Genomic DNA, 17,116 nt, shown 5'->3' on the forward strand with positions numbered 1-17,116 from the left:
AAAAAATCTCGTGATGGTCTTTGCGTTTCACGACCTAGGTGATTTCACTCAGGTGTACGATTCATCGCCTTCACTACTTCCACAATGGAGCGGTCGTTGATCATCACATCGGTTAACACGGCATTGCCCGCACCAATCCGCACCACACCATAGGCTACCTGCGTCGAGTCGCGCTGTGCTTCCCAATAGGCCTTCTCTGCTTCGGAGGCTTTGGATTCTTCCAGGTAAAACCGGTCAAAGGGAAGTTCGAACCCTACCGGAGATGATGAGCCAGAATCTACGTAGGACACTTTTGTATGTAGATAAGCTCCCTCGGCGGGAGGCGTAGTCGAAATGGAGGTCGGCATGGCAAATCCGGCGGAGTCCTGCGTGAACGTCACATACACCTCTTCATTGTACCGCCACGGGTGGTCGCCTGGGGGGTCGATCCGATTGGCTTCAAACGACAACGTGATGTATTTCCCGCGGAACGGATCGGACGGATCGATGGGTTGTGTTTTGAATTTGTAGACCGTGCCGCTCGTAACAACGCTTTCGCTGTCGTAGATCATTTTACCGGGCACAACCCATTGCGCCACGCACATGAAGACAAACAAGATGATGGCAAATGTTTTCATGCGCCTTGCTTACGTTTTTTTATCATATAAATATTCGCTGCAAAAAATCCCACGCCCACACCGATGAAGAGCAGGCCGCGCAGCACAAAGCTGAAATTGGTATCGAAAAACCGACAGGCGATGAGCCCGGTGATGATGAGCAAGCCATAGTTCAATATGCCAAGATGATTCTTGCGCGCGCCGTCGCGGATGGTATACACCGCAAAAACAAGCACCACGAGATTGACCAGGAGTTGCGCTGCGCCGGGCGTCTTTATTCCCAGGAAAAAGAGCGCGATAAAAACGAGGAACGCATAAGCCTTGAGATTGATGGCCGCCGCCGACTTCGTGCGCAGCACTACAAACAGCATGGCGATCGCCATTAGCGTAACGGCACCTGCCACCGATGTCTCCACATCGCCGGCTAGCGCATGGAGTGTCGAGTTATCATAGATATCTTCCCAATACCATTCGAAGCTCAGGATGAGCAATGAGCCCATGATGCCCAGGCTTCCCACCACCAGGAAGGCGTTGGTCAACACGCGTTGTGTTTCAAAAAGCTTGATCTCGCTGAGAAGAATAAAAAGACTGAACAGGCTCATATAAGCCATCATCAGAAGCTGGTCCGACCCCTGGAACGTTCCCAGGCACACGGTGAGGGAGAGCACCAGCAACCAGGAGATAAAATAGTAGAAATTGTTTTTGATGCCCGGCAGGATAAACTCGGTGTAACAAAACGGGAGCACCAGCATCAACATCGGCCCATACTTCCAGGGAACACGCGACCCTTCCATGAAGTTGTAACTGAAATATCCCACCTCGCAAGCATACCAGGTTACACCCACGATATACAGCATCGCTGTAACAGACGAGCGCAGCACATAAATGCACGGCAGCGTGAGCAACATCCACGCCATCAGAAAGCGACCAAAGTTGCCTTCAATATTGTATACCTGGCCCACGATGGAGATACTCAAGGCGATGGCAAAACACAAAAATGCGCCACATCCTTCACGCCACGCGCGGCTTTGTATGTTCTTGAGAACGATGTAGCCCGCAATTCCCTGGCCTACCAGCAAGGGCAATAACCCGATGCCGAGCTTCATCGCTTTCGGCAGTTCGTCCCAATTGTGGGCCACGATGAGGACGATCCCCATGCCGATGAGCAAGCCGCCAAGGATACCAAAGACCACGAGGAGTCGGTTCGTCGTTGGATTAGGCTGGTTTTCGTAGTGAGCAGCGATGCGCTGCGCCGTCTCTTCGCTGATAACGTTGGCCCGGACAAGCTCCGGGAGTTCTTTCAAGATCTGTTTGCTCATGCGGGTCGCCGGTGTCGTGGAGATGACCGGGATGGGAAGGTACTCATTTTTTAAAAATAAAAAAGCTGCCCGCGTGTTTGCGGGCAGCTCCATTTTTTTTCCAGCCGTTGTTGTTACTTCGCCAGGGTGTAGGCCATCACACCGTTGGCAAAGAATGTGGGCACATACAGTGTGTTTGTCTTTGCATCGAACTCGATGTCGGCGGCGTTCCATTTTTGCTCGCGGGTATCGAGAAGTTTTTTCACTTCGCCTTTTGCGTTTACAAAATCCACTTCACCGTTCCAGCTCGACACGAGGTATTCGTCTTTGCCCACCGGCACTACACCATCGGCACCTTCGGCGGTGGTGGTGTATTTGGTAAATTTTTTGTCGGCCGTGAGTTTATAATTGACGCCCGTGGCAAAATCCACCACATAGAGATCGTTGCCTTGTGCGAGCAAGCCGTTCACACCTTTCAATTCGGTGCTTTCGAAATAGACTTCGGCTTTGCCGTCTTTGATGCGGTGGATCTTGTTGGTGCCGGTGTCGGAAACATAGACGTTGCCTTGTTTATCTACCGTGATGTCGTTCAGGAATTTGGCGTCGGGGATTTCCACGAAGCTCGTGATCTTTCCAGTGCCGATGTCGATGATGGCCACGCGGCTGATGTCGGCGACGTACAAATTATTTTTGAACTGGCCCATACCTTTGGGAGCGTCCAATCCTTTTACCCAGGCCGCAGAAATGATCTTGCCGGCGGGCGATACTTTGGCGATGGAGCCAACACCGTCTTTGCCATCGGGTTTGCCGTCGATGCAGGCCACGTAGAGCACATTATTTTTTGCATCAAACAATACCGACTCGGGCACACGAAGCAGGGTGTCGGTTTTCCACTTCAAGGTGAGGGTCTGTGCGGACGCTGCCAGCGCGAAGAGCGACAGCATGAGGGTAAGCATTCTTTTCATAGCCGTATTTATTTTTTTTGGGTTGAGACAAAGTAACGCATTATGTCCGGGGAAGTTCCTTCCCTTTGAAGAAATTCCAGGACCGGCAGATCAGCTCAGGGCCATCACGATAAAAACGATGTTGGCCAGCAGGTAAGCGCCCACCACAATTTTGGCTCCTTGCCGGTTCACGGTCAAGGCCAGTGCCTCGTTGCCGCGATCGACCAGCTTCAACGAGATGGCCGACACAATAAGTGTCATCAAAATGGCGACAAACGTGAGCGCGTGCAACGTATCCACTAAGGTAAACGACGAAGACTCCGGCAAAAGGGAATCGATGATATACTTGTTACCCACCGCAGCAAACAAACCACCGACCGGCAACCCAAAGCGGGGTTCCAACTCGGAAGGATGCGGCGTGAAGCTGACGATGGAAATGAGAAACGCAATGTACATGCCGATAAAGATCTTCATGAACAACCCCCAGGCATCGCGCTCGATCTCCATCTCGATGTTGAACGACGAGAACACCTGCGACGTGCTGGACGGGTCGCCGAAGCCGGTCTCGTATGTATTTTCCTCGCGGCTTACTTTGAAGTTGGTGATGGTCCACCCGTCGATGGCGTCGTCGTGGTCGAATTGGCTGCCTTTTACGTCGGGTTCGAAGATGAGCTTGGTTTTATCAAAGAGCGTGTTCTCGATTTGCACCCGCAGATGCTGCGAATCGAAAGGGAAGTCGCGCACGTCCCATTTCTCTTTCATGGTGCATTTCATCTTCATGATGTCCCATGCTTTATCACCGAGGCTATCGGGGATGAGCTCGGGCGGCTCGATGGATTTGGCGTTGGGGATGTCCAGTTGTTTGGAGAAATCGAATTTGGAGTTGCCATAAACAAACCAAAGCCAGAACCGGACGGTGTATTCCTTGTCGTGAAAGTTGATGTCGTGAACGCTGATCACATAGCTCCCGACCTTCACCGTGTCGGGCGGCGCCTCCGCGGTGTTTTGCGCGGGAGCCAGGAAGGGTAGAAAAGAAAAGAGGAGAACTGTATAAAGCTTTTTCATGTGCTTTTGAGTCGCCTCAAAATTAATTTTTTTGTGTTGATTATCACCATCCTTTTGGGAAGACAACAACTTTGGGGGCTACCGGCCAGGGATTGGAGTGGAAAGCCCGGAGTGCGGTGGGGAAAGGGAGTGTGATTTGTTGGTGAGACACTAACAAATATTTTAATCGGGGTTGGAATGGAGGAGACAAGGGGTTGGGCGGACTTGGAACGGAAAGCCCGGCCCGAGGCCTCCGAGGGGGCCGCCAAAACTTTTTTTTTCCGGGAACCCCGCTTTTAATGGCCTTCCTAAAACTGGGCTTTTTGTACTATTTTCGTGCTCGATAAAACCAACACCTTTATGTACGAATTTTTGCTCAAAGCACACTCCGGTCTTCGCTATCTCGTATTGCTCGGGTTAGTCGTGGTTGTGATAAAGTCATTGATGGGGATGTTGAACAAACAGCCCTACTCCAGCCTCGACAACAAGCTGGGCTTGTTCACTTTTATCTTTACGCACACCCAATTGCTGCTGGGGCTGCTGTTATATTTTACGAGCCCGTTCGTGCAGTTCGGCGACCACACGATGAGCGACAAGACGACACGCTACTGGACCGTTGAACATATTGTGGGTATGCTGGTGGCCGTGGTGTTGATCACCCTGGCCCGCTCCACGTCAAAACGTATGACCATCGACGCCGACAAACACAAGCGCATGTTCATCTTCAACTTTGTGGCCCTGGTAGTGATCATTGCCATGATCGCGATCAGCGGACGCAAAATCGTCTGATCCCTTCTTTCATTATTTTTCTGTTACTTTTTACGGATGGTGCAGCCCACAGGTCGCACCTCCGTGGTGGCAGGCTTCTGGTTGCTCAAGAGGCTGTTGATCGCATCCTTGAGATAGGCATTCCGCACGTCGGCCTCCACCTGGGCATTGTCGTCGATGGCGCCGGAGTAGAGCACGGTGAATTTGCCGCCGCTGTTCTTTAACACAAATACTTGTGGACTTTTCGTAGCGCCCAGCGACTGCATCAAGCTTTGATCCTTGTCTGCCAGGTAAGGTGCAGACACACCCCACTTCTGAGCCGCCTTCGTCATGTTCTCGGCCGACTCGGGTGCGTCCACGCTGGCGTTCACCAGCAGCACGGGCACGTTGGCCGGCTGTTCTTTTGCAAGCTTATTGATGCGCGCGCGGTAATACTCATCGTAGGCACAGGCGTTCGTAGTGAAGATCACCACGACCCCTGCGCTGGAGGAATAGTTGGCCAGCGACACCTTGCTGCCGTCCACCACGTTGGTGAGGGAAAAGTCAGCTACCTGTTGAGCCCGGATGGCGGGGAAGACGCCGAACATGGCCACCAGGAAAAGAACGGTTCTCATATTTTTTTGGATTGGTTGAAAACAACTACAAAGTTGGGGTACACGCTATAGTGTAAAGGTATCATGGATACCCTATCCTTAACAATTATTCTGCCATGAATCTCGCCCTCCATTTCCTCGCGAAACGGGCTAATTAGGAGGTTTTCGGAGAAAACCAGGTCCTTTTTGCCGTAGACTTTCAGCAGGGCTTCCTTGGCACACCAGTAGATGCAATGCTTGGTCAGGCTGGTGCCGGCGTCGTGCAATTCTTCGGGGGCAAACACCCGTGGGGCGATGCGAAACAATTTGTCTTTGGGCTGTTCGAGGTCGATGCCGACGGCTTGGTTCAGGTCGAGCAGGGCGCCGACATAAGGATACGAGTGGCTCAGCGACAGGTGATGATCGTATCCCTCGGGGTAGGGCTTGCCAAACTCGTCTTTGGTGATGCCTTGAAAGGAAAGGCCCATTTTCTCCATGATCGTCTTCACCAGGGCACGTCCTGCCAGGTATTCCAGGCGTTTGTTGGGGTGCACCAGGGTGTCGGGCACGGTTTCGTAGGGGAGAACGCGGGCAGCCAGCTCACTTTCGGTCTCTGAAATTCGCCACAAGGCCCATGCGCGGCCGGGTTCCTGAACTATTTTTTCTAAGGGCATGCGGAATAACTTTTCGAAAGTTAGAACTTTCGGAAAGTTAATCGACGTAGGTTGAAGGTAGAAGTTCAAAAACTGCACACGCTCACGGGCCACTCGGACTGCGTCTATACGCTGGCCCGCTCGGACGACAGTCACCATTTTTTCTCCGCCGCCGGCGACGGCATGGTGGCGCGCTGGGACCTCCGCTCACCCGAAACCGGCGAGCTCATTGCCCGGCTGCCCAACTCCATCTATGCTTTGCATCATCATCGCCTCCTTGATCTTTTGGTGGTGGGTCATAACTATGATGGCATTCACTTGTTAGACTGGCAGAATAAAAAGGAGATCGGGTCGTTACAACTTACGAAGGCCGCCATCTTCGACCTGCAAAGCTTGGGTGAAGATGTGCTGGTCGCAGCAGGCGATGGCAGCCTTACGAAGGTGGCCTTGCCTTCGCTCACGGTGAAAGACCAGGTGCAGGCGTCGGCACAAAGCGCGCGCACCATTGCCGTGAACGAAGCGCGTAACGAAGTGGCGGTCGGCTACAGCGACAACAGCATCCGCATCTTCGATGGCGACCTGCGATTGAAGCAGGAGTGGGTGGCACATGCCAACTCCGTGTTCACGTTACGGTATAGTCCCGATGGCCAGTACCTCATCAGCGGCTCGCGCGATGCGCGCTTCAAAGTGTGGGATGTCTTGGGCGGATACCGGTTGGCAGGCGAAGTGGTGGCCCACCTCTTTGCGATAAATCATATCGATTTTAGCCCGGATGGCAAACATTTCGTAACTTGTAGCATGGATAAATCCATTAAGGTGTGGGATTGGGAGGCGTTGAAGTTGTTAAAAGTAATCGACCGGGCCCGCCATGCAGGGCATGGAACTTCTGTCAATAAACTACTGTGGACAAATTATCATCAGCAATTGATCAGTGCCAGCGACGACCGGAGCATCTCTGTCTGGAACATACATTTTGAAAAACAACCTTTATGAGAATAACACCCCTGGACATACGGCAGAAGACCTTTGAGAAGAATTTCAGAGGTTACGAAAAAGATGAGGTGAACGCATTCCTCCTTTCGCTTTCCCAAGAGTGGGAAAGAATTGTCGACGAGAACAAGGAGCTGCGCATCAAGCTCGAGTCCACGGAGCGCGAAGTGACCAAGCTGCGCGAAGTGGAAAGCTCGCTCTACAAAACCCTGAAGACGGCCGAAGACACGGGCGCTAACGTGATCGAGCAAGCCCGCATGGCGGCCGACCTCCACCTGAAAGAATCGCAGATGCGCGCCGACGGCATGCTGAACGAAGCCAAGGTCAAAGCCCGCAATACCATTGAAGACTCCGACATGCGCGCCAAAGAAATACTGGCCGAAATGGAAGACCGCCTGAAACTGTTGGTGGAAAATTACAAGCAGATGGAAGCCACGCGCGACGACCTGCTCACCAACATCCGCCACATTGCCAACGACGCCCTCGATCGCGTGGAGCGCTCGAAGATGACCATCAAAGAATTCGATCCCGACAAACATCTGTCCATGGCGAAGCGCGAAGCCAAGCGTGTAGCCTTCCCCAACCATGTTGAAATAGAGAAACCCTTCCGGTCGGCCGAATTGCGGCCCGAACCGGTGGTGATCGAAAAAGAAGTTGTGCTGGAACAACAAACCACCACCATCCGGGTAGAGGCGCCGGTGAAAAAAATACAGAAATCATTTTTTGACGAGATCGGATGACCGGAATCATTTCCCTGGAAGGCCTGCAGTTCCATGCCTTCCACGGCGTCTATCCGCACGAACGCGAATCCGGCAACTGGTTTGAGGTGGACGTTTCTGTGGAAACCGATTTCTCTAAAGGTGCCGCCGAAGATGAGCTGGAAGGCACCGTGAACTACGAGACCATTTTCCAGATCGTGAAAGCCGAGATGCAGCTGCCTTCAAAGCTGCTGGAGACCGTGGCCGAGAAGATCGTGAACGATATCCTGACCCAACTGCCCACCACACTTTCCGTGAGACTCAAAATATCCAAACTCAACCCACCCATTGGAGGCAAATGCACCAAGGCCAGCGTTCAGTTGGAAAAAAGACGGTAGTTATTTTCCGGCCGGCTGATCTTCTTTCGAGGGGTCCACAAACACGAACCCGCGCGCCTCGTCGCCCTCAAAAAAATCGACTTCTTTGCCGATGATATACATGGTGTGTCGTTTGTCGATGTACACCGGGATGTCGTTGATGACGTAGGCGATATCGGTATCCTTCTTTTTGTCGAACCCGATGAGCAAGGAAACGCCGCAGCCACCACCCTTCACCCCCACACGCAAGCCATAGCCGGCGGGAATGTTCTTGGTTTGCATGATCTGGCGTATCTCTTCCGCCGCCCGGGGTGACAAGGTTACGGGTTGAAGGCTTTCAAACATCTGTTGTAGAAAGTAATTTAGCGCTCAAAATTATTTAATTTCAAACACAAATAGCTGTAAATAAATTCTATGGATCCGCTGGTAATGTTCATCATGGTTTTGGTTCCCGCCGCCCTCGTGTTGTATGGGGCCTTTTTGCTGGTACGCACCTTTATTCAGAAAGAAATCGATCTGAAAAAGCTGGAAGTGCGCAGCCGCAGTATCGAAACCGTGTTGCCCAACCGCCTGCAGGCCTATGAGCGCATGGCCCTGTTCCTGGAACGCATGGCCCCCCAAAACCTGCTGGTGCGACTCAGCACCTCGGGAATGGCCTCGCGCGAGTTCCACCAACTACTGTTGGCTGAGATTCGTAACGAGTATAACCATAATGTCTCACAACAAGTGTATATTAGTGAAGGCGTCTGGGAAATGATCAAAAACGCCAAAGAAGATCTCATCGTTTCCATCAACGACGCCGCCAGCGAAATGACCATGGATAGCACCAGCCTGGACCTTTCGAAAAAGATATTTGAGAAATCGATCACCAAGTCCGTTGACCCGCTGGCACACGCACTGCTGGAGCTGAAGAAAGAAATCCAGCAAACTTTCTGAGGGAATTAATCCCCGGCAGGTTTCGTTTTCTAGGCACCCTCTCGCATTGGAGCATATAACTTTTGCCGATGAAAAATCGCTTTTTCGAGTTGGCTACGCGCCAAGCGGCCCGTCTTTTGGGCAAACCGGGCCGTATGAAGACCTTGCTACTGCAATTCGCAGGGAAGATCAACACCGTGAAATGGGGTGATGTGCGGATCCAAACCTTCCGCGAAAAATTCTTAGTGCTGGGCCGTCTCTTACGCGCCTATGTGGTAGGGGAGTATCGTGAGATCCCCTGGAAAACCATGCTCACCCTGGTGGCCGCCCTCCTCTATTTTGTGAACCCCCTCGATCTTATTCCAGATGTGATCCCCGTCACCGGATTGACCGACGACTTTGCCGTGCTGGTGTGGGTGTACAACGCCATGCGCCTGGAGATCGATAAATTCCTCGCTTGGGAAAAAGCGCGGGAAGTCAGCCTATGAAAACCGCATTGATTGCCGGAAGCACCGGATTGATTGGCAGCCAACTGTTGTCGCTGCTGTTGAAAAACCCCGAGTATGTTAAAGTGATCGCGCTCACCCGCGTGGACCTGGCGCCTCATCCTAAGCTAACCCAGATCAAGGTCGAGTTCGGCAGCCTCGGTGAAAACTCTTCCGCCCTCAAGGCCGACGATGTATACTGCTGCCTGGGTACCACCATGGCGAAGGCGGGTTCCAAGGAGAATTTCTACCAGGTGGATTTCTATTATCCTTTTTTGCTGGCAAAGACATCCCGGTCTGTGGGGGCAAAGAAATTTATGCTGGTCTCGGCTTTGGGTGCTAACAAAAGTTCTTCCATCTATTACAACCAGGTGAAGGGCGAAATTGAAGAGGCCATCTCCAGCGTGGCCTTTGATGCCGTTCACATTTTCAGACCCTCGTTGCTCCTGGGCCCGCGCACCGAAAAACGTTCGGCGGAAGATGCGGCCAAATTTTTTTACAAGGCTCTGGGATTTCTGATCCCCAAAAAATATAAGGCCATCCAGTCCGCAAAAGTGGCGCGCGCCATGCAGCACTTTGCAGCAGAAGATAAAAAAGGTATTTTCATCCACGAATCCGCAGACCTGCAACGCTTCTGACGCAGGCGAACGGATCACACCGGTTAACCTTTTTATTTTCGTATGATCGCAGTCATTCAACGCGTCTCGTCCGCGTCTGTCACCATTGAGCAGGTTGTTAAAGCTTCCATCGGCACGGGCCTTTTGGTTTTGGTAGGAATAGAAGACGCCGACAACGCCGAGGATATCGAGTGGCTGGCGGCGAAGATCGTGAACCTGCGCATTTTTGAAGACGACCAGGGCGTGATGAACGTGAGCGTGAAAGATGCCGGCGGCGACATGATCGTGGTGAGCCAGTTCACCCTGCACGCCAGCACCAAAAAGGGCAACCGACCATCCTATATCAAAGCGGCCAAACCGGAGGTAGCGATACCGTTGTACCACCAGTTTGTGCAAGCCGTGGAAACGCAGCTCGCCAAAGCCGTGCAGACGGGTGAATTTGGCGCCGACATGAAAGTGGCCCTCCTCAACGACGGCCCCGTGACCATCATCATCGACACAAAAAACAAGACATGACCTCCCTGGAATGCATTCAAGCCGACATCACCACCCTGGAGGTGGATGCCATCGTGAATGCAGCCAACACGAGCTTGCTGGGCGGGGGCGGTGTGGACGGTGCCATCCATCGCAAAGCAGGTCCTCAACTGTTGGAAGAATGCCGCGCCGTACGCAATCGCCAGGGAGGATGTCCCACGGGTGAAGCGGTGATCACCGGCGCAGGAAGGTTGCCCGCAAAATTTGTTATCCATGCCGTCGGACCGGTGTGGCGCGGAACCCATCCAAAAACGGAAGAGTTGCTCGCCAGCGCCTATCGCCATAGCCTGGAATTGGCCGCGGCCAACCATGTGAAGTCTATCGCCTTTCCCAATATCAGCACGGGGATCTATGGCTTTCCAAAACCGCGGGCAGCAGAGATCGCCATCGCGGAAGTGACCCGTTTTTTGGAGACGAATTCCTCCATCCAACAAGTGCTCTTCGTATGTTTTGATGAAGAGAATTTTGATATTTACAAAGCGATGCTGGGCCAGGCCTGAAGACGCACCGCTGTGATCTTTTTGTTTCATCCTCACCATCTCCCTATGCGACGCCTGACACTTCTCCTTGTTATGTTCGTTTCCTTCTCATCGTTTGCCCAAAACAAATATGGCTTGAAGGCCACCACGCTGGCCGCATACAAAGAGACCGTGAAGGCCAACCCGGAAAAAGAATTGATCAATCTCGAAAAATTTGTGCCCGGTCTTGTGCTGGACATACGCTATGCGACCACCAATAATTTTACGGGCGAAAAGATCTACAACCTCGCCCGTGCCTATGCCCGCAAGCCCGTAGCCGAATCGCTGAAAAAAATCCAGGCCGATCTGAAGAAACAAGGATTGGGTATAAAGATCTTCGACGCCTACAGGCCCTACAAAGCCACGGTAAAATTTTACGAAGTCTATCACGACACCACCTACGTGGCCTCCCCCTATCGCGGCTCGCGGCACAACCGCGGCTGTGCGCTCGACCTGACGGTGATCAATTTAAAAACCGGTGAAGAATTAAAGATGCCCACGGGGTTTGACTCTTTCAAAAAAGAAGCCTGGCCTACCTCGCCGGTGAGCGATCCCGAAATTCTGAAAAACAGAACGCTGCTCATCAACGCCATGGAAAAACACGGCTTCAAAGTGAACGGCTCAGAGTGGTGGCACTATGATTTTATCGGCTGGAAAAAATACGAAGTGCTCGACATCGATTATGAAGAGCTGGAGGGGATCTAATCGTACTTAAAAATATCTCTGCAAAGGAGTCCGGGACCGGTTATGGCAATGCTTTGAGAAACGCGATGCTCAGGGGAATCTGTTCCTCTGACCGAGACGATTCGTCTTCAATAAAGAAATGCTTGATGCCATTCTTTTTTGCTTCCTTCATGATCTCGGCAATTCCCACATCACCCATTCCCAACACCACGTTCGACTCCACATCGGCATGACCGTTGTCGCTGTTGGGCGTGCCCGGCTTGCGGTCCTTTAAATGGAGCATCACAAAACGAGTAGGATATTTCTTCAACAACGCCACGGGATCTTGCCCGGGTTGCTTCACCCAAAACACATCCATTTGGAAATGCACAAATCGGGAATCGAATTTATCGACCATAGTATCGAACAGCGTACCATTTTGATAGGGCTTAAACTCGAAGCCGTGTGGATGATAGCAGAGCAATAGACCGCTCTGTGCCATCACCCGGCCGGCGTTGTTAAAGACTGCCGCCGCCCTGTCTACATCGGCTATGTTAAAGGAATCTTCTTTGTGGGGGATCCAAAAACAAACGACATAACGCGCACCAAAAGCACGGGCCTCGTCGGCTACCGTTTGGGGAAATTTTTCGAGCCGGTCGAAGTCTGTGCCATAGCTCACCACGTTGAGATCGTTCTGCGCCAACAGCTTCATGAAGTCGGGGAAGGCCAGGCCATAGGTGCCCCCGATCTCGATTTCTTTGATGCCCATGTCCTTTACCTTCGCCATGGTGCCGGGCACATCTTTGGCAAACTGGTCTCTCAGGCTGTACAGCTCCAGTCCGATTTCCTGGGCCGTGGCCCGGATACTGATAAAACTTGTGCAGGCGAGTATGAGAAATGTAATCTTGCTGAAACGGCCAAGGGTCATACTTTCGGATATTATTGAGCGATGAAGATAAAAAATATGCCCGAACAAACAATTTTTTTACAATCACTGAGTTCAGGCCCGGCCATAAAAAAAGGGTAAGGCCCTTTGCCCTACCCTATTTTATGCTTTGCAAACCAATGCGATGCGGATTTATTTCTGTACCAGGATGGGCGTATTGGCCACCAGGGTGATGAGGTCTTCATCCACCACATTCTTCTTTTCATCGGCCACCACCAGGAAGTTGTCATAAAGCTGGTCCAGCTCCGATTTGTTGGGTTGATAACCCAGCAATTCCAGACGGTGCTTCAGGGCCGCCCGGCCGCTGCGCGCGGTCAGGATGATCGAAGACGAAGGCACACCCACATCCGACGGGTTAATGATCTCATAATTTTCCGAATTTTTCAGGAAGCCGTCCTGGTGAATGCCCGACGAGTGTGCGAAGGCATTGGCGCCTACGATGGCCTTGTTGGGTTGCACCGGCATGCGCATCATCTCCGAAACCAGTGTACTCAATTCATACAGCATGGTGGATTTGATGCCCGTGGTGAGGTCAAGGTCCTTATGCGTTTGCAGGATCATGGCCACTTCTTCCAGCGACGTGTTACCGGCGCGTTCGCCGATGCCGTTGATCGTGACTTCCGCCTGGCGTGCACCGTTCATCAGACCGGCAATGGTATTGGCCGTTGCCAGACCCAAGTCGTTGTGACAATGCACGGAGATGATCGCCTTGTCGATATTCTTAACATTATCGAAAAGATACTTGATGCGTTTGCCATACAGGTGGGGCAGGCAATAGCCAGTGGTGTCCGGAATGTTGACAACATCTGCACCCGCGGCGATCACCGCTTCCACCAATTGCGCGAGGAAGGCCAGGTCGGCGCGACCGGCATCTTCGGCAAAGAATTCCACTTCATAGCCCTTGGCTTTGGCATATTGCACCGCCCAGGCACCTTGCTCCATCACTTTTTCGCGCGTGCTGTTGAACTTGTGCTTGATGTGAATGTCGGACGAACCGATGCCTGTGTGGATGCGGCCGCGTTTGGCGTGGTGCAGGGCTTCGGCAGCAACGTCAATATCTTCCTTGCGGGCGCGCGTGAGGGCACAAACGCTTACGTGCTTCACCGCCTTGGATATTTCTACCACCGAAAGAAAATCGCCGGGACTGGAGATGGGAAAGCCCGCCTCAATCACGTCGACTCCAAGCTCCTCGAGCTTTCGTGCCACCACGATCTTTTCATCGGTTGACAATTGACAGCCCGGCACTTGCTCTCCATCGCGGAGGGTAGTATCGAAGATTTGAATTTTGTTGCTCATACTTTTTTATTTTATGGTTGGCCCGTCAACAACGGACCGGGGGTTTTATTATGCGTTTGCTTTTTGATCGACCGAGACCAGCATCCGGATCTGGTTGCACACCACGTTGCCCATCACTTCGGTGCCCAATATTTTTTCATGGGGCGTGTTGGCGTCGGCAATGTCGCGGGTGCGGTAACCTTCTTTCAGCGTTTGCTCCACGGCTTTGATCACCGTGTCGGCTTCTTCTTTCAATCCGAAAGAGATATCCAATAACAATGCAGCCGAAAGAATGGAGGCCAACGGGTTGGCTATCCCTTTTCCGGTGATGTCGTGCGCACTGCCGTGGATGGGTTCGTACAAGCCTACGGTATCGCCTACCGATGCAGAGGCCAGCATGCCCATAGACCCGGCAATTTGTGAAGCCTCGTCGGTGAGGATGTCGCCGAAAAGATTTCCGGTCACCACCACGTCGAAGCTCTTCGGGTTTTGGATGAGCTTCATGGCCGCAGCGTCTACGAACATGTGCTCTACCTTGACATCCGGATATTGCTTCGCCACTTCCTGTACTACCTCTCTCCACAGGCGCGAGCTTTCCAGCACGTTGGCCTTGTCTACGGAAGTAAGTTTCTTGCTGCGGGTTTGCGCCGCTTTGAAAGCTTTGTGCGCGATGCGTTCTACTTCATAGCGGGAGTAGATCATCGTGTCGTAGGCGGTGTCGTTGTTGTCTTTGCGGCCGCGTTCGCCGAAATACACATCGCCGGTCAGTTCGCGGAAGAAAAGAATGTCGGCGCCTTTCAGGATCTCGGGTTTGATGCTGGAAGCTTCCAGCAATTCATCAAAAAGTTTTATGGGGCGCAGGTTGGCATAGAGGCCCAGTTCCTTGCGCATCTTCAGCAGGCCTTGCTCGGGGCGGATCTTTGCCGAAGGGTCGTTGTCATATTTGGGGTGACCTACTGCACCAAACAATATGGCGTCGCAGTTCTTCAACTTCGTCAGTGTTTCGTCGGGCAGCGGGTTGCCGGTGGCTTCGATGGCTTCGTGGCCGATGAGGGCCTCGTCGAAAATAAAATCATGTCCGAAGCAATCAGCGATTTGTTCCAGCACTTTTTTGCCGCTTTCGGTTACTTCTTTGCCGATGCCGTCGCCGGGAAGTATGGTAATTTTTTTCTTCATCTTTTTAATGTACTAATTCAAAATGACGGATCTCATCGCGCAAGCTCAACAGGTAGTCGATGTCGTCGTAGCCGTTGGCGAGGCATGTTTTTTTGTAAGCGTTGATGTCGAACGATTCGGACGAGCCGTCTTCCAGCGTAACTTTTTGTTGCGGCAGGTCTACCGTGATCGTAGTCGCGGGATTTTTTTCGATGGCGGCGAAGATCTTCTTTAAGAACTCATCCGAAACCTGCACGGGCAACAGCGCATTGTTCAGGGCGTTGTTCTTGAAGATGTCGGCAAAGAAGCTGGAGATCACGACTCGGAATCCATAGTCATAGATAGACCATGCGGCGTGCTCGCGGCTGCTGCCACAACCGAAGTTTTTGCCGGCGACCAAGATTTTGCCGGTATACGTTCCGTTGTTCAGGATGAAATCCGCTTTCGGTGTGTTGTCGCTGTTGTAGCGCCAGTCGCGGAAGAGGTTTTCGCCAAAGCCTTCGCGCGTGGTGGCTTTCAGAAAGCGCGCGGGAATGATCTGGTCCGTATCAATATTTTCGATCGGCAGGGGCACTGCCGGACTTTTCAATGTGGTGAATTTTTCTTTCGACATACGATTTCTCTTTCCTTAATTTTTTTGATTACACCAGGCTGCGCACATCCGTTACTTTACCCGTGATGGCGGCGGCCGCGGCACTGAGCGGGCTGGCCAGGAAGGTGCGTGACTTCGGCCCCTGGCGTCCTTCAAAATTCCGGTTCGATGTGCTGATGCAATATTTGCCGGCGGGGATCTTGTCTTCATTCATCCCCAAACATGCCGAGCAGCCGGGTTGACGCAATTGGAATCCTGCGGCTTCAAAAATTTTATCGAGTCCTTCCTCGCGCGCCTGATTTTCTACTTGCTTCGATCCAGGCACCACCCAAACTTCTACATTCTCGGCTTTCTTCTTGCCCTCCACCATCTTGGCCACCAGGCGCAGGTCTTCGATGCGCGCGTTGGTACAGCTTCCGATAAAAACATAATCCACGGACTTGCCTAAGATGGCTGAACCCGGTTCGAGGCCCATGTATTCAAGCGACTTGGTGAACGACGTTTGTTCGCTGATGTCTTTCAACTCATTCACCGTAGGAATGCGGTCTGTCACTTTGATGCCCATGCCGGGGTTGGTGCCGTAGGTGATCATCGGTGCTATGTCGGCTGCGTCGTAAGACAACTCCAGGTCGTAGTGGGCGTTGTCGTCGGATTTCAATTGTCTCCATTGTTCCACCAGGCGATCGAACGTCTCGCCTTGAGGTGCGAATTTTCTTCCCTTGATATAATCGAACGTGATTTGGTCGGGTGCGATCAGGCCGCCGCGTGCGCCCATCTCGATGCTCATGTTGCAAATGGTCATGCGCGCCTCCATGGACAGACTGCGAATGGCATCGCCGGCATATTCCACAAAATATCCCGTGGCCCCGCTGGCCGAAAGCTTTGCGATGATGTACAGGATAATATCTTTTGCTACTACGCCTTTGCTCAACTTGCCGTTGATCTCGATCTTCATGGTCTTGGGGCGATACTGCAGCACGCATTGTGTGCCGAGCACTTGCTCCACTTCGCTGGTGCCGATACCAAACGCAATATTTCCAAACGCACCGTGCGTCGAGGTGTGACTGTCGCCACAGACGATGGTCATGCCGGGCAACGTCAACCCCAGTTCGGGGCCGATGATGTGCACGATGCCCTGGTAGGGATGACCCAGGTCATAAAGTTCCACGCCAAATTCGGCGCAGTTTTTCCGGAGGGTTTCCACCTGGTGGCGCGACAACGCTTCCTTGATGGGGAGGTGTTGGTTTAGGGTGGGCACGTTGTGATCGGCCGTGGCCGTGGTGCGCGCTGGGTTGAATACTTTCACGCCTCTTTTGCGGAGGCCGTCAAATGCTTGCGGGCTGGTGACTTCGTGAATGAAATGACGGTCGATGTACAGGGCATCGGGATGGCCTTCGCTGCTCTTCACCACGTGGGCATCCCAGATCTTGTCGAATAATGTTTTTTGTTGTGGCATCATGTCTGGTCGGTGAGCTT

The 17,116-nt window shown here is 52.5% G+C and carries 22 protein-coding genes; 10 read left to right on the plus strand and 12 right to left on the minus strand.

Annotated features, from left to right (window positions below; translation table 11 throughout):
- Positions 1-44 precede the first annotated feature (44 nt).
- From D4L85_RS05725 to D4L85_RS05740, 4 genes are all read right to left on the minus strand, one after another.
- Positions 45-617, minus strand: a complete 573-nt coding sequence (locus tag D4L85_RS05725; protein WP_119753414.1) for a GDYXXLXY domain-containing protein — start codon at positions 615-617, stop codon at positions 45-47.
- Positions 614-2,008 (minus strand): DUF2157 domain-containing protein, encoded by a 1,395-nt coding sequence (locus D4L85_RS05730; protein ID WP_160143565.1) that lies wholly within the window; start codon positions 2,006-2,008, stop codon positions 614-616. Before D4L85_RS05730 ends, D4L85_RS05725 begins: the two co-directional genes overlap by 4 nt.
- A 20-nt stretch (positions 2,009-2,028) precedes the next feature.
- Positions 2,029-2,859: an SMP-30/gluconolactonase/LRE family protein gene (locus tag D4L85_RS05735; RefSeq protein ID WP_119753416.1), complete on the minus strand. Its 831-nt coding sequence runs from the start codon at positions 2,857-2,859 to the stop codon at positions 2,029-2,031.
- A 90-nt stretch (positions 2,860-2,949) separates the two neighbouring features.
- On the minus strand, positions 2,950-3,903 hold the full coding sequence (locus D4L85_RS05740; RefSeq protein WP_119753417.1) for a ligand-gated ion channel: 954 nt from the start codon (positions 3,901-3,903) through the stop codon (positions 2,950-2,952).
- A 339-nt stretch (positions 3,904-4,242) separates the two neighbouring features.
- Between D4L85_RS05740 and D4L85_RS05745 the strand changes: the two genes are divergently transcribed.
- On the plus strand, positions 4,243-4,671 hold the full coding sequence (locus D4L85_RS05745; protein WP_119753418.1) for a cytochrome B: 429 nt from the start codon (positions 4,243-4,245) through the stop codon (positions 4,669-4,671).
- A gap of 23 nt (positions 4,672-4,694) precedes the next feature.
- Here the strand turns inward: D4L85_RS05745 and D4L85_RS05750 are convergent, their stop codons facing one another.
- Positions 4,695-5,264: a redoxin family protein gene (locus D4L85_RS05750; protein ID WP_119753419.1), complete on the minus strand. Its 570-nt coding sequence runs from the start codon at positions 5,262-5,264 to the stop codon at positions 4,695-4,697.
- Positions 5,261-5,896 carry a 4'-phosphopantetheinyl transferase family protein gene (locus D4L85_RS05755; RefSeq protein ID WP_160143566.1) on the minus strand — a complete coding sequence of 212 codons (636 nt, stop codon included), beginning with the start codon at positions 5,894-5,896 and terminating at the stop codon, positions 5,261-5,263. The genes D4L85_RS05750 and D4L85_RS05755 overlap by 4 nt, the downstream gene beginning before the upstream one ends.
- A gap of 51 nt (positions 5,897-5,947) precedes the next feature.
- Between D4L85_RS05755 and D4L85_RS05760 the strand changes: the two genes are divergently transcribed.
- The 3 genes from D4L85_RS05760 to folB are packed head-to-tail and all read left to right on the plus strand — an operon-like array spanning position 5,948 to position 7,961.
- Positions 5,948-6,868, plus strand: coding sequence for a WD40 repeat domain-containing protein (locus D4L85_RS05760; protein WP_119753421.1), 921 nt, complete (start codon positions 5,948-5,950; stop codon positions 6,866-6,868).
- A complete protein-coding gene (locus tag D4L85_RS05765) occupies positions 6,865-7,605 on the plus strand; it encodes a DivIVA domain-containing protein (RefSeq protein WP_119753422.1) in 741 nt (246 codons plus the stop codon). The genes D4L85_RS05760 and D4L85_RS05765 overlap by 4 nt, the downstream gene beginning before the upstream one ends.
- Positions 7,602-7,961 (plus strand): dihydroneopterin aldolase, encoded by a 360-nt coding sequence (folB, locus tag D4L85_RS05770; RefSeq protein ID WP_073141711.1) that lies wholly within the window; start codon positions 7,602-7,604, stop codon positions 7,959-7,961. Before D4L85_RS05765 ends, folB begins: the two co-directional genes overlap by 4 nt.
- On the opposite strand, the gene D4L85_RS05775 is transcribed toward folB, so the two are convergent.
- Positions 7,962-8,285 (minus strand): HesB/IscA family protein, encoded by a 324-nt coding sequence (locus D4L85_RS05775; protein ID WP_119753423.1) that lies wholly within the window; start codon positions 8,283-8,285, stop codon positions 7,962-7,964. It abuts the gene before it with no gap.
- Positions 8,286-8,354: 69 nt separating this feature from the next.
- Between D4L85_RS05775 and D4L85_RS05780 the strand changes: the two genes are divergently transcribed.
- From D4L85_RS05780 to D4L85_RS05805, 6 genes are all read left to right on the plus strand, one after another.
- Entirely contained in the window at positions 8,355-8,876 is a 522-nt protein-coding gene (locus tag D4L85_RS05780; protein WP_073141707.1) for a DUF7935 family protein, read from the plus strand.
- Positions 8,877-9,010: 134 nt separating this feature from the next.
- Entirely contained in the window at positions 9,011-9,343 is a 333-nt protein-coding gene (locus D4L85_RS05785; protein WP_160143567.1) for a YkvA family protein, read from the plus strand.
- Positions 9,340-9,978 carry an NAD-dependent epimerase/dehydratase family protein gene (locus tag D4L85_RS05790; RefSeq protein WP_119753425.1) on the plus strand — a complete coding sequence of 213 codons (639 nt, stop codon included), beginning with the start codon at positions 9,340-9,342 and terminating at the stop codon, positions 9,976-9,978. Before D4L85_RS05785 ends, D4L85_RS05790 begins: the two co-directional genes overlap by 4 nt.
- Positions 9,979-10,020: 42 nt before the next feature.
- Positions 10,021-10,473, plus strand: a complete 453-nt coding sequence (gene dtd / locus D4L85_RS05795) for a D-aminoacyl-tRNA deacylase (protein WP_119753426.1) — start codon at positions 10,021-10,023, stop codon at positions 10,471-10,473.
- Positions 10,470-10,991 (plus strand): O-acetyl-ADP-ribose deacetylase, encoded by a 522-nt coding sequence (locus D4L85_RS05800; protein ID WP_119753427.1) that lies wholly within the window; start codon positions 10,470-10,472, stop codon positions 10,989-10,991. The genes dtd and D4L85_RS05800 overlap by 4 nt, the downstream gene beginning before the upstream one ends.
- Positions 10,992-11,036: 45 nt before the next feature.
- Positions 11,037-11,714, plus strand: coding sequence for a M15 family metallopeptidase (locus tag D4L85_RS05805; protein WP_119753428.1), 678 nt, complete (start codon positions 11,037-11,039; stop codon positions 11,712-11,714).
- 40 nt (positions 11,715-11,754) lie between these two features.
- Here D4L85_RS05805 and D4L85_RS05810 read toward each other — a convergent pair whose 3' ends face one another.
- From D4L85_RS05810 to leuC, 5 genes are all read right to left on the minus strand, one after another.
- Entirely contained in the window at positions 11,755-12,600 is an 846-nt protein-coding gene (locus D4L85_RS05810) for a sugar phosphate isomerase/epimerase family protein (protein WP_119753429.1), read from the minus strand.
- A gap of 150 nt (positions 12,601-12,750) precedes the next feature.
- Positions 12,751-13,914 (minus strand): 2-isopropylmalate synthase, encoded by a 1,164-nt coding sequence (locus tag D4L85_RS05815; protein ID WP_119753430.1) that lies wholly within the window; start codon positions 13,912-13,914, stop codon positions 12,751-12,753.
- 48 nt (positions 13,915-13,962) lie between these two features.
- A complete protein-coding gene (gene leuB / locus D4L85_RS05820; protein ID WP_119753431.1) occupies positions 13,963-15,069 on the minus strand; it encodes a 3-isopropylmalate dehydrogenase in 1,107 nt (368 codons plus the stop codon).
- Between the two features lie 4 nt (positions 15,070-15,073).
- Positions 15,074-15,661: a 3-isopropylmalate dehydratase small subunit gene (gene leuD / locus D4L85_RS05825; RefSeq protein WP_119753432.1), complete on the minus strand. Its 588-nt coding sequence runs from the start codon at positions 15,659-15,661 to the stop codon at positions 15,074-15,076.
- Between the two features lie 28 nt (positions 15,662-15,689).
- Complete coding sequence (gene leuC / locus D4L85_RS05830) at positions 15,690-17,096, minus strand: 3-isopropylmalate dehydratase large subunit (protein WP_119758673.1); 1,407 nt, start codon at positions 17,094-17,096, stop codon at positions 15,690-15,692.
- Positions 17,097-17,116 lie beyond the last annotated feature (20 nt).

Origin of the sequence: Chryseolinea soli (assembly GCF_003589925.1) — a bacterium.
Classification (GTDB): Bacteria; Bacteroidota; Bacteroidia; order Cytophagales; family Cyclobacteriaceae; genus Chryseolinea; species Chryseolinea soli.